Raw genomic sequence first — 12755 nt, 5'->3', positions numbered from 1 at the left:
AGCAAACGAAAGCTGTTTGATCGACTCTTTGAATTTTTCGATGATGTACAAATACACATCATCCGGCGTAAGCGCTTTTATTTTTACGGCCTCCGCATTTAAAGGTTTACCGTTGGGTAAAAACCAGTCCTGAAGGCCAATCCGTTTCCAAAATGTTGATTTAGGTTCCATTTCGTATCTGCTAAATCATTAAAAGTTTAAGTTAGAAGTATCCGCTTTCTTCACACTGTCGCGATAAAATTGGGTATCTTCTTTTTGTTGTTTTGCACGTTGTATATTACGCAATATCGAATCGGCAGCCGAATCAACTTCTGGCGGGATATTGCTTTCGTCCCTGAAATCACTGGGCTTGGTCTCAACCGAGTCTTTTTTTGCGGGTAGAATGACCTTTGTAGCAGCAGAATCAGCGGGCTTTTTTGCAGGTTTAAATAACCTGTTCACCACGCCATGATAAATGCGCCCGCCAAACTTATCCATCACCACTGCCGAAAACACCGTGAAACCGCAAAGCAATATCATGAACATGATGAAGATAGGCTTTGACATCCGTACCGCTTTGGGATCAACGGGTGCTGTGTTAACTACCTGTGCAGGTTGCTTGTTTTCGTTTTCCTGGTAATACAGCACCAGGCCTTGCAGGCGTTCGTTTTCCTTCAATAAAACTTCCGTGTTCCAAGATTCATCGGGATGCGTCGGGCTGATAGCACCGATACTGCCCTGCATCAGAGCTTCCTGTAGTTCGATACCGTTGGTATATCGGTTAGTGATATCTTTTTGTAAACATTTAGCTACCACTTTCAGCAACCAGGCAGGCACCTGCATTTGCATCTCCTTTTGTTCGTCCGACCAGCTTTCGGGCAGGTTTTTGCGGCGCAGCTCCATTACATCCGGAATTTCTGATTCCATATGGGCCAGCATTACCGCGTTACGGGCAGTTTCGCCGTTATCTTTTAAAGGGAAGGGAACCTGTCCGCCAATTAATTCATACAGGATGATGCCGTAGCTGTATACATCTGTTTGGAAATACATCAAGCCTTCGTTTTGCTCGGGCGCCATAAATTCGATAGCCCCGGCATGACGGATACTGGTGCGGCGCTGGTCATCAGACATAGCCGAAAGACCAAAATCAAGCAGTACGTAGTTACCAGTATGTACGTTGAATTTTACGTTATTGCTCTTGATGTCGCCATGCTTCACCGATACTTTGTGACAGTGCGATAGTGCATTTGCCAGCTGATCGGCCAGTTTGATAACCTCTTTAATGCTGAAGATGGCCTCGTGAGGTGGTTTCAGGAGATCTTCCAGATCGGGGCCATCAATATATTCCATTTCGATAAACGGGAACGAACCACTTTCGGTAATGCCCGAATTAAGGATCTTAACCACATTGGGGTTAGGTTCTTCGTTTACCTTTTTTAGCTTCTCAACCTCGTTCTGGAAGTTGCGAAAATTTTTATCGTCGGTGCTTTCGGTGTGAATAGGTGTGGGCAGGAGTTTTACCGCTGTGATAATGGGCCCATAACGCCGGCCTTTATAAACAGAGCCCTGACCGCCCGTTCGTAAAGCCCCCATGTTTTCCAAACCTTCGGTAATAGTAAATACTTTGCTCATTGAGTTATACGTGGGGTATCAGTATTAGTGACAAATATTAAACATTTTACTCAACATAACGCAGGCATTAGTGTTTGGTATAAAAATATAAAAAAATAACCGCTGATTACGGTAATTTCGTTGATTACGCTGATAATGAATTCTGTCTGAACTCGAATTTATTGAATTAAAAGAATAGACAGAATGCTTAGTAAATTCAATAAATTCCCACAATTCAATAAATTCGAGTTCAGACAATCATGGTTCAGTTTATAATTATCTCATCCACCATCAGCCATGCTTTTGCGCCCGGAATATATTCGCCAGGCGGGATAATGCCTTTGTTGGTTGCTTTTACCCTGATATACCTTGCCTGTTGTGTTTTGATGTTTGCCCTTACCGCGTTGATACCATTATCCGGGAAATCAGTTTGGCGGTAAACTTCGGTATAATTGCTTCCATCTGTTGATACCTCAAAGGCAAGCAATGTTGGTTCCCACATTTTTTGCCAGTGGTATTTTAATACATTGATACCTAATTGCGAGACGCTTTGCGCAGAACCAAGGTCAACCACCGCTTCCAGGTCATCTCCGCTGAAACCATACCATTGACCATCATTATAAAGCTTGCTGCCGAAGATTCCGTTCACCAAACCAAAGGTGTTACCGGGATTAAAGCCACCCTGCGGCTGGTTTTTAAGTGTTACTGTTTTGCCTATACCCTTATGAATGGTAAATGATTTTTCATAAACGCGTCCATGCTGTTTGCCGTTACTGAAAACGGCGGCTTTAATAGTGCCTGATGACGTTATTGTAATTGCACTTGTATAAGTTTTGCTGTTTGAACCCGGCGTACTGCCATCATTTGTATAATAAATTTTGCTGCCGGGCAATGTTGTTTGCAGACTTAACGCAACCTGGTGGTCGGCAGTTTCCGTAACCTTATCGGTGATCTCATCAAATACATCAGCGGCGTTTATATTCAGCTTTTTGAGCAATGGCTGCTGATATCGCAGGCGTTTTAAAAAGCCAGGATAGTTTTTGTTTTCCTTCGGGCTCCAGGCTACCTCGGCCAAAGCCAGCATTCGCGGGAATAATTGCCGCTCTGCTTGTGCAGGGCTGGCCATGTATTCGCTCCAGGCATTGGCTTGTACACCTTTTATATATTTGGCTTCATCGCCGCTGAGCTCATTAGTTATTGGCTCATAATTATAGACCTTACTTAATGGGGTGTACCCGCCGCCGGCTAATGGCTCGGCAGGGGAAAGTGACTGGTAATAATCTAAATACACATACTTTTCGGGTGTCATGATAGCATTGTGGTGCTGCTTGGCAGCGGCAATGCCGCCTTCCTCACCTGTCCAGCTCATTACGGTTGCGCCAGGGGTAAGTCCGCCTTCCAATATCTCATCCCAGCCTATGATTTGCCTGCCTTTGCTGTTCAGGTATTTTTCCATCCTGCCGATGAAATAGCTTTGCAGCTCTTTTTCATCCTTCAGATGTTCATCCTTGATCCGTTTTTGACATTTAGGGCAGGTTTTCCATTTGGTTTTAGGACATTCGTCGCCGCCGATATGGATGTATTTTGAAGGAAACAGCGGCAGCACCTCGTCCATCACATTTTGTAAAAAGCTAAAAGTTTCATCGTTCCCCGCGCAATACACATCATCAAAAATCCCCCAATAGGTAGCGGTTTTATAAGGCCCGCCGGTGCAACCCAGTTGGGGGTAAGCAGCCAAGGCCGCCAAAGCATGGCCGGGCATTTCAATTTCAGGGATCACGGTGATATGCCGTTGAGTGGCATATTTTACAATTTCCTTAACTTCGTCCTGGGTATAGTAACCGCCATAACGTGTACCATCAAACTTATGCGGACTATCTTTTTTATGGCCGATGATGGTTTCATCGCGGTAAGCCGAAATGCTTTGCAGCAAAGGATATTTTTTGATTTCGATGCGCCAGCCCTGGTCATCGGTAAGGTGCCAATGGAAGGTATTGATCTTATATAGCGCCAGCAGGTCTATCCATTTTTTGATGGTTTCAGGTTTGAAAAAATGACGGCTTACATCTAAATGCATCCCGCGGTAGGTAAAACGGGGGTAATCGGAGACGTTGCAGAAAGGTACTGTGGCTTTTCCATTTTTAAATTTAACCAATTGCAGCAGTGATTGCAGCCCGTAAAACACACCAGCCTCGTCATGTGCCTTAATAGTTATTCCGTTAGTTGTGACCGTTAATTTGTACCCTTCAGATTTCCGGATGTTTTTAGCATCAAGCGATAACCTGATATCATACAATGGAAGTGCCGATGTGCCTATCTTCAAATCCCTGCCGGTTAACGAGCGGAAATAGCTTTTAAAAAATATAAGGTTATCTGTGCTAATGCCGTCGCCTACGCCTATGCTATATTCAAAAAAAACATAAGTTCCGGTACCATAGTTTGCGTTTACCGGTTGGGGTACAATGCCAGTAGTTGAGATCTGCGCCCTGCCTGAAAAAGCAAAAGCAACGCACATTAAAATTAAGACTGCAATTTTTATGGATTTAGCCGGGAGTGGGAAATAACTGACCATCAAAGTAAATGTAAAGCCGAATATACTTTTTTTAGGGAAAGGTGGATAAAGAAATTGTTGTCTTTTCCGACAACCCGTGCCGTTATGAAGATCGAAGCGGGTGCTTAGTTCTTCAATGACAAGTAAAAAAGGAGGGCATACTGAGTAGGTAAAATTCAGGGACTTTAAGGGGAAATGACGTTTGCCCCTTTGTCATGCTGAGTGTTTAAATCCGGCGAACTCTGAATGTGAAATGACATTAACCAAAGAGGGCCTGTCACCCTGAGCCTGTCGAAGGGTCGCGCGCAGAGGCCTGCCCACCACGCTTCGACAGGCTCAGCATCCCCCCTGTTTAAATTATGTCATGGGTAGGTACGAAGCATCTTCTTTGCCCTGTATAGCTGCTATGCTTGTTGAAGAAGATCCTTCGTACCTCAGGATGACAGGTTTTTTAAATTATGCCATGGGTAGCTTGTCGAAGTATAGTGGGCAGGCCTCTGCGCGCGAGTCTTCGACAAGCTCAGACTGACAGGTCTCCTTAAATGAAAACCTTTGCCATCTCAATAAAAAACACTACCCTCGTTTTTCTTATCCTACATCAAGTGCCGCGGGCTATTTTGACCGTAATTTTGAATCATAATAACACAGCAAGTATTAAACGATTTAAAACAAGGAACACAATGGAAAACACTATAAACGGCATTCACCACATCACTGCAATTGCTGGGAATGCTAAAAAGAACTATGATTTTTATACCCGTGTATTGGGCTTAAGGTTGGTTAAAAAAACTATAAACTTTGACGATCCCGGTACCTATCACTTATATTACGGCGATGGAAATGGTACTCCCGGCTCTATCCTTACTTTCTTCCCCTGGGAAGGTATAACAGCCGGCAGGCGCGGCGCACGTCAGGTAACTGAAATTGGTTATTCGGTACCAGAAGGCAGTCTTGATTTTTGGTTGAAAAGGTTTGAAGATAACAATGTGATCTACAACAAACCGGCCGAAAAATTTGGCGAGCAGTATCTTACTTTCCTTGATCCTGATGGATTAAAGTTTGAGCTTATCGTCCCAAAAACTGCCGATAACCGTACTCCATGGGAAACAGCCGAAGTAACCGCTGTCAACGCTACCAAAGGTTTCCACAGCATTACCATTACATCAAACAAAATTGAGGCTACTGCCAAAATATTAACCGGTGTTTTAGGCTATCGTCTGTTAGAGCAGCACGTTAATCGCTATAGGTTTATTACCGATGCAGTTGAAAACGCGGCCATAGTTGATCTTGTTGAAGTACCGGGAGAAGTTGCCGGGCATGTAGCAGGTGGTTCTGTTCACCACGTAGCATTTCGCGTGCCAAACGAAAAAGTGTTGATGGAATACCGCGAAAAAATAGCAAGCCTTGGTTTGCATATCACCGATAAAATAGACAGGAACTATTTCTACTCATTATACTTCCGCGAACCGGGTGGTGTTTTGTTTGAGATAGCAACTGATAACCCTGGCTTTGCGGTTGATGAACCGGCCGAATTATTGGGCACAGGCTTAAAATTACCTGCACAGTATGAAAACCTGCGTAGCGAGTTGGAAAAAGCATTACCATCATTAGTTTAACCAGATAGATGTACAGGCACACAAAACAGGTTGTTTCGGCGGGAGTTCCCGCCGAACAGGCCAAAAAAGCTATCATCATGCTGCATGGCCGCGGGGCATCGGCAAGCGGGATCATCTCACTTAAAGATCATCTTGAATTAGATGGCTTCGCTATTGTTGCGCCGCAGGCTGCCGAGCATAGCTGGTATCCTTACAGCTTCATGGCGCCGGTTCAAAATAATCAACCGGCATTGGATTCGGCCCTTGAAGTAATTGGCGAATTGGTTGATGATCTTAAACAAAAAGGAATAACACAGGAAAATATCTACTTGCTTGGGTTTTCGCAGGGCGCATGTTTAACACTTGAATATACCGGCCGCAACGCTGGGAGGTACGGGGGGATTATCGCTTTCACCGGCGGATTAATAGGAGAGCAACTGGTAAAGGGAAACTATAAAGGTGATTTTAACAATACCCCGGTACTGATCACCACCGGCGATCCTGATCCGCACGTACCGGTTAGCAGGGTTAATGACAGTGTTGAAATATTAAAGGAATTGAACGCAGATGTTACCCTTAAGATCTATAGAGGTCGCCAGCATACTATATCGCACGAAGAAATAGTGTTGGCAAATGAGATATTGAAGAATTGATTGTTTTCAAAGTTGAGTGTTTTAAGAGTGGAGGAGCTGCCCGGAGGGGCGGCTCTTTTTTGCTTTGTCTTTAACCGTTGTGTAACAAATGGGATATTGTGTGCAGTTTTAGATAACCTTTGCCTTATTTTATATTAACATTTAACAATCAAAAAACATGACTAAGTGTTTAATAATTAGTGAGTAAGCCTATTTTTACTTTTTAAATATATTAAATTAATATTTAAGTAATTTTAGCCTTGGTTTTTCTGATAACTTAATTGATAAACTATGTCCGATAAAATTGTGATGAGCGATATGCAGCTCATTGGCCGGCTAAAGGCTGATGATGAAGCGGCGCTTACCATGATTTACAGGAGATATTGGCAATCGCTTTTTAAGGCAGCTTATAATATCTTAAAAGACAGACAGGCATGCGAGGATATTATCCAGGAGCTGTTTATCAAGCTTTGGGATTGCCGGGCCGAAGTAGAGATCTCTATATCGTTAAAAGCATATCTGTATGCATCGGTACGTTATGGTGTTTACCGGCAAATTCGAACGGGGGCGGTAAAAAGCGAAATCTTTGACGACCTGATAGAGCGCCTGCACACCCCAGCTACCCATAACAGCATTGAGCATAAAGAACTTTTATTGCAGATAAGCCAGGTAATTGATACCCTACCCGAAAAATGCCGGGAAGTTTATAAACTGAGCCGTGAAGAGTGCCTTAGCCATAAGGAAATAGCGCTGCAATTAAATATCTCCACCAAAACTGTCGAAAATCACTTAACCAAAGCACTTCGCGAACTGCGCGGCTCATTAGGGACAGCTTTTATTTTGGAAGCATTGATGTTTCTTTTAGATAAATAACATTAAATAAAATCTTAGCAGCTGTTTAACAATGCAAAATTCATTGCCGTTGGTTTTAACCAACGGTAAAAAAAGTCGAAAAGTTTTGGCTTTAGCCCAATTATGCAAGCGGGTTTGGGCTGAAGCCCTCTTATCGCTATGCTATATTCCGTTGGTTAAAACCAACGGCAATGAAAACTCTATTGGATAATTAAATAGTCTGATTGTTTTTAAACAACTATTTACTCGTTTGGGATTTAATAGTTGATTTTAAGGTGCAACTGGTTTGTTAAAACCTCTTAAAAAAAATATTTTATTTTTTTTCATTTCGGAGTAGGGGATACCCCTCCTTTTTTACTCTCCCTATCAAAACCATATTTGTGCAAAAGCAAGAATTTTTACAACTGATAGATAAATACCTTGCCGGGCAGGCTACTGCTGAGGAGAAGGAACAGTTGTTGAATTTTTTTGAAAGCTTCCAGGGCGATGCCGACGAATGGGACGAAAAAATAATTGGTGTAAAGCAGGAACTGGAAGACCGCATGTTAAGCAACATCAGGCAGGCAATAGCCGAGCCGGTGTTTAACAAAGGCCAAAAAGTTGTAAAGCTTCACTTTTTCAGAAATGTTGCTGCTGCAGTTATACTATTGGCCGTATCGGGTACCGCTATTTATCATTGGTATAACAAACATGAGCAGAAACAATTAGCCGCCCTAAACAAGGCTGTTGTAAAGCATGATGTTGATCCAGGTGATAACCGGGCGGTTTTAACCCTTGCCAATGGTACCAAATTAATTTTGGATTCGGCCAAGATCGGTTTGCTAAATCAGGCTGGCAGTGTTAGTATAAATAAAACGCAGGATGGCCAGGTGGTTTATACTGACGCTAAAGATCAGCAAAATGGACCTGTTGCATATAACTCCATCAGTACGCCCATAGGTGGCCAGTACCAGGTTGTATTGCCCGATGGCTCAAGAGTATGGCTCAATTCGGCCTCATCTCTGAAATTCCCAACGGCATTCACTGGTAGCGAGCGCGATGTAGAGCTTACCGGTGAAGGCTATTTTGAAGTAGCTAAAAATAAAGCGAAACCTTTTAATGTAAAGGTTAAAGATATTAATGTGGCTGTATTGGGCACGCATTTCAATATCATGGCCTATAATGATGAGGCCGCTGTTAAAACTACCCTGATTGAAGGATTGGTACGTTTAACGCACGGTAATGTAACTAATATGTTGAAACCCGGCCAGCAGAGTGTTATAAATGATAAAGGCATTAAAATTATTGATGTTGATACGGACGAAGCAGTAGCCTGGAAAAACGGCTTCTTTGAATTTGACCGGGTAAGCATACAAGATATTATGAAGCAGCTTTCGAGGTGGTATGGTACCGATGTAATGTACGAAGGTAAAATACCTGATGATGAGTTTGTAGGTAAGATCAGCAGGGATGTGAAACTATCGCAGGTATTGCACATTCTTGAATTAAGCCATGTGCGTTTTAGGATAGAGAACAAAAAGATAATTGTTACCCCTTAAAATAACCGGCAACTGATTTTTAACTGCTAAACCCAAATCTATGAAGAAACACTGACGAAAACCTCTCAAAATATTCCAACCTAAGTTCCCTTATCCAAATGAAAGAAAAGCCGGAAGCGCTGCAACGCTTCCGGCATAATGAATTGGATCAAGCTTTCCTGACTTTTCAATAACAGATTTTTTTAACCCAAACATCACGAAGTTATGCATTTAAACTTTACTGGTAAAGTATTTAGTGCCTTTGGTACACATTCAAAACTGTTTTTGACGATGAGATTAACCGTCTTATTACTAACTATCGGCTGCCTGCAGCTAAGCGCTAAAAGTTTTTCACAGTCTATAACCCTCAATGAGAGAGGGATAGCACTTAATAAAGCTTTTAAAGCAATTGAGAAGCAAAGCGGCTACTATTTTTTTTACAGGTATAAGGATATATCCAAAACCAAACCGGTTAATTTATCATTAACTAACGCCACCCTGCAGGAGGCCTTGTTGCAATGCTTTAAAGATGAGCCATTAACGTACGTCATCGACAATAAAAATATCATCGTAAATAAAAAAGATGTTGCTACAGATGCGGCACCAGCGCCCGTTACTATAAGCGGTACGGTTACAGATGATAAAAACCAGCCCTTGCCGGGTGTTAACGTCCGCGTAAAGGGTACCAACTTAGGAGCGGTTACCAATATTGATGGCAAATACTCCCTCACAGCCGAAGACAACAGTACGCTTGTATTCGCATTTATAGGTTTCCAAACCAAAGAAGAACCGGTAAATAAGCGAACCTCCATAAACGTTGTTCTTCAGGAGGATAATAAGGAGTTAAAAGAAGTAGTGGTTGTAGGCTACGGTAACCAGGAGCGTAAAGACGTAACAGGAGCTGTTGGTTCGGTAAAAATGGCCAATATTAAAGAGATCAAAGCGGCAAGTCTCGACCTGAAATTGGCGGGCCAGCTTGCAGGCGTTACCGTAAACCAGGTAACGGGTACTCCGGGTGGCGGTGTATCCGTTAATATTCGCGGTGCAGGTTCGGTAGGTGCAGGAGATGATCCGCTGTATGTAATAGATGGTTTTCCGATCTCACCGGGCTTTGATCAGTATTCAAACCCTTTAAGTACCATTAATCCTGATGATATCGAAAATATCAGCGTGCTAAAAGATGCAGCTTCTACGGCTATCTATGGTTCACGTGGATCAAACGGCGTTATATTGATCACTACGAAACGGGCGAAAAAAGGGGAATCGAGCGTAACCGTAAATACATCTACGGGCGTGCAGAGCATATTATCACAAAGCAAGCTAAAAATGATGACTGCTACTGAATTTGCGCAGTGGCGTACAGAAGCTATACAGGACGCTAATAAAGTGAACGGAACCGACACGCCGATCCCTGACGCATATAAAAACCCGGCTGCTTTAGGTAAGGGAACCGATTGGTTTGATGCCGTAACGCGTGCAGCCCCAATGCAAAACTATGATGTAACAGTTTCTAACGGTACTGAAAAAGCCCGCTCATTGTTTTCAATGGGCTATTTTGACCAGCGCGGAACTGTGCTTAATACCGGGTTTCAGCGCTACTCGTTAAAAGGTACGATGGATGCCGATGTGGCAAAAAATGTTACTGTTGGTTTGAGTATAGCGCCTACATACAGCTTGCGCAACCTGCAGCAAACGGATGGTCACTTTCTTTCAGCAGCATTAAGCCAGGCGTATCTCGAAAGCCCGCTTAGTCCGGTAAAACAACCCGATGGCTCTTACACCAATGTAATTGGCTCGCCTGGTACATTCCAGAATGTGAACCCGGTAAGCGCCCTGATCAACACCACAAATATGTATAAGCAGTTCCGTACACTGGCAAATGCGTATGCAGAGTGGAAGGTAATTGACGGACTTACGTTAAGGTCAACCTTTGGTGTTGATTATCAAAATAGCAATGGCGATTATTTTCGCCCATCATTTTTGGGAGGCTTTAATGCACCCAACCGTGATGGTACACAGGTAAAAGCAGTTGGTTCATTTAACTCATCAAACACCTTTAACTGGCTTAGCGAAAACTCGGCTACCTACAAAAAAACGTGGGGCAATCATACGCTGACCGTTTTAGGCGATTATTCGATCCAGCAGGAAACCAACCGTTACCGCTTAACATATGGTACCAATTTTCCTGACGACGCAATTCAATCATTAAGTTCGGCGACCACTGTTACTACAAGCACAATTGACGAGGAATGGAGACTGTTATCAGTAATAGGGAGGGTTAATTACGCTTATAAAGACAGATATCTGTTAAGCGCATCTATCCGCCGCGATGGTTCATCAAGGTTTGCGCCCGGCCACAGGTGGGGCACATTCCCATCAGTTTCTGGTGGATGGCGTATTTCGGATGAGTCGTTCTTTCCTAAAACGTCTTTTATCGACCAGGTTAAGTTTTCAGGCAGTTACGGCCATGCCGGTAACAACAATGTAGCCAGTTATATGTGGGTATCGCAGGTTGACGATACCAATTATACGTTCGGCGGCGCGCTCGCGCCGGGCAAGTCTTTAACAGATCTTGGTAACCAGGAGCTGGGCTGGGAAACCACTAAACAGTTTGATTTGGGTGTTGATATTTCTTTGTTTAAAGGCCGTGTTTATCTAATCGCTGAGTATTATAACCGGTTTACCGAACGGATGCTTCAATTTATCGGCGTACCAATAGTTTCCGGTTATAGCGGTGCCTTAACAAATGTGGGCAATGTGCGTAACCGGGGCTGGGAATTCACCCTTACTACCAAAAATATTGTTGGTAAGGGATTTAACTGGAGTACCGATATGAATATTTCATTCAATCGTAACAAGGTAATTAGTTTGGGCCCTACACCCTACATATATGATGCACCAATTAATGATAACCCTACCAGCATAACGCAGGCGGGGTTACCATTGGGGCAATTTTACGGTTACATCTTTCAAGGGATCTTCCAAAGCCAGGCCGAACTTGATAAATATCCTCATTTTGATGGAGAGCAGGTTGGTAATATCAGGTATAAAGATGTCAATAACGATGGTGTAATTGACGGGCACGACCAGGTACCTATCGGTAACCCATGGCCTAAGTTTACTTTTGGTTTTAACAATCACTTATCATACAAAGGGTTTGATATGAATATCATCTCGGCCGGTTCGGTTGGCGGGCACGTGTTTGACATGTACAAACAGTTTACTACCAATCTTGACGGGGTGTTTAATGTTGAACAATCGGTAATACAACGCTGGAGGTCGCCTCAGCAACCGGGGGCAGGCATATTGCCAACAACGGTATCAAACACTAACCTTGCACGTGATTATTATCCGTCATATTGGGTTGAAAGTAACTCGTACCTGATGGTTAAAAACATCGATCTTGGATACAACTTCAAAACCAAATTCAGTAAGAATTTCAGGGTTTATTTTAGTGTCCAGAACGCTATCCTGATAACAGGTTACAAAGGCGGAAGCCCTGAAGTAGGTATTGAAGGGCAGGATGGCAATCGTTCGCTTTCGCCAAATGTAAACTTTACAGGTTACCCGGTTTCGGCTGTTTATACATTGGGCTGTAACGTAACATTTTAAAGTACAAAAGCTTTTAACGGATCAATTGATAAGTTCAAACTTTAACAACTGAAAGCATGAAAAAATATATATACCTATTTATTTTTGTAGGCATCGCTGTTTTAAATGGCTGTAAAAAGGATTACTTGAGTCTTCAGCCTACCAATACTCAAAATGGTATCACCTTTTTTAAAACCAAAGCCCAGTTTATTCAGGCTACCAATGGTGCATATGCCCCGCTCCAGGGCTTATATAATGGTTCATTTTGGGCCATGGCTGAAATGCGGTCTGATAACACATCATACGAGTATGACCCTAATGATCGTTCGGGTACAGGTAACGAAGAAATAGATGAATTCAGGGAGTTGAATAACAACGGTATTGTAGAGTCTTTCTTTAACGCTTGCTATACAAGTATTGGCCGGTG

General features: G+C 43.0%; 8 protein-coding genes and 1 pseudogene. 7 read left to right on the top strand and 2 right to left on the bottom strand.

The window, feature by feature from the left end; translation table 11 throughout:
- Nucleotides 1-189: 189 nt before the first annotated feature.
- Entirely contained in the window at nt 190-1611 is a 1422-nt protein-coding gene (locus VF500_RS28625) for a serine/threonine-protein kinase (protein ID WP_330862926.1), read from the bottom strand.
- Nucleotides 1612-1855: 244 nt separating this feature from the next.
- Nucleotides 1856-4105 carry a glycoside hydrolase family 20 protein gene (locus VF500_RS28620; protein WP_330862925.1) on the bottom strand — a complete coding sequence of 750 codons (2250 nt, stop codon included), beginning with the start codon at nt 4103-4105 and terminating at the stop codon, nt 1856-1858.
- 400 nt (nt 4106-4505) lie between these two features.
- On the opposite strand from VF500_RS28620, the gene VF500_RS28615 reads away from it, so the two are divergent.
- The 7 genes and pseudogenes from VF500_RS28615 to VF500_RS28585 all read left to right on the top strand — a co-directional run.
- A complete protein-coding gene (locus VF500_RS28615) occupies nt 4506-4670 on the top strand; it encodes a hypothetical protein (RefSeq protein WP_330862924.1) in 165 nt (54 codons plus the stop codon).
- Nucleotides 4671-4821: 151 nt separating this feature from the next.
- A complete protein-coding gene (locus VF500_RS28610) occupies nt 4822-5757 on the top strand; it encodes a ring-cleaving dioxygenase (RefSeq protein ID WP_330862923.1) in 936 nt (311 codons plus the stop codon).
- 8 nt (nt 5758-5765) lie between these two features.
- Nucleotides 5766-6389, top strand: a complete 624-nt coding sequence (locus tag VF500_RS28605; protein WP_330862922.1) for an alpha/beta hydrolase — start codon at nt 5766-5768, stop codon at nt 6387-6389.
- 270 nt (nt 6390-6659) lie between these two features.
- Entirely contained in the window at nt 6660-7241 is a 582-nt protein-coding gene (locus tag VF500_RS28600; protein ID WP_330862921.1) for an RNA polymerase sigma-70 factor, read from the top strand.
- Nucleotides 7242-7600: 359 nt separating this feature from the next.
- On the top strand, nt 7601-8758 hold the full coding sequence (locus tag VF500_RS28595; RefSeq protein WP_330862920.1) for a FecR family protein: 1158 nt from the start codon (nt 7601-7603) through the stop codon (nt 8756-8758).
- A 270-nt stretch (nt 8759-9028) separates the two neighbouring features.
- Nucleotides 9029-12349: a TonB-dependent receptor gene (locus VF500_RS28590; RefSeq protein WP_330862919.1), complete on the top strand. Its 3321-nt coding sequence runs from the start codon at nt 9029-9031 to the stop codon at nt 12347-12349.
- A 56-nt stretch (nt 12350-12405) separates the two neighbouring features.
- Nucleotides 12406-12755 (top strand): annotated as a pseudogene (locus VF500_RS28585) (hypothetical protein); the annotation flags it as partial.

This window comes from Mucilaginibacter sp. (assembly GCF_036383575.1).
GTDB lineage: Bacteria > Bacteroidota > Bacteroidia > Sphingobacteriales > Sphingobacteriaceae > Mucilaginibacter.
This window is presented reverse-complemented; position numbering and strand designations above follow the sequence as displayed.

Bases quoted from the DNA above. Each gene is read 5' to 3' on its own strand.
- VF500_RS28625 (WP_330862926.1), bottom strand. From the start codon at position 1,611: ATGAGCAAAGTATTTACTATTACCGAAGGTTTGGAAAACATGGGGGCT.
- VF500_RS28620 (WP_330862925.1), bottom strand. From the start codon at position 4,105: ATGTGCGTTGCTTTTGCTTTTTCAGGCAGGGCGCAGATCTCAACTACT.
- VF500_RS28615 (WP_330862924.1), top strand. From the start codon at position 4,506: ATGGGTAGGTACGAAGCATCTTCTTTGCCCTGTATAGCTGCTATGCTT.
- VF500_RS28610 (WP_330862923.1), top strand. From the start codon at position 4,822: ATGGAAAACACTATAAACGGCATTCACCACATCACTGCAATTGCTGGG.
- VF500_RS28605 (WP_330862922.1), top strand. From the start codon at position 5,766: ATGTACAGGCACACAAAACAGGTTGTTTCGGCGGGAGTTCCCGCCGAA.
- VF500_RS28600 (WP_330862921.1), top strand. From the start codon at position 6,660: ATGTCCGATAAAATTGTGATGAGCGATATGCAGCTCATTGGCCGGCTA.
- VF500_RS28590 (WP_330862919.1), top strand. From the start codon at position 9,029: ATGAGATTAACCGTCTTATTACTAACTATCGGCTGCCTGCAGCTAAGC.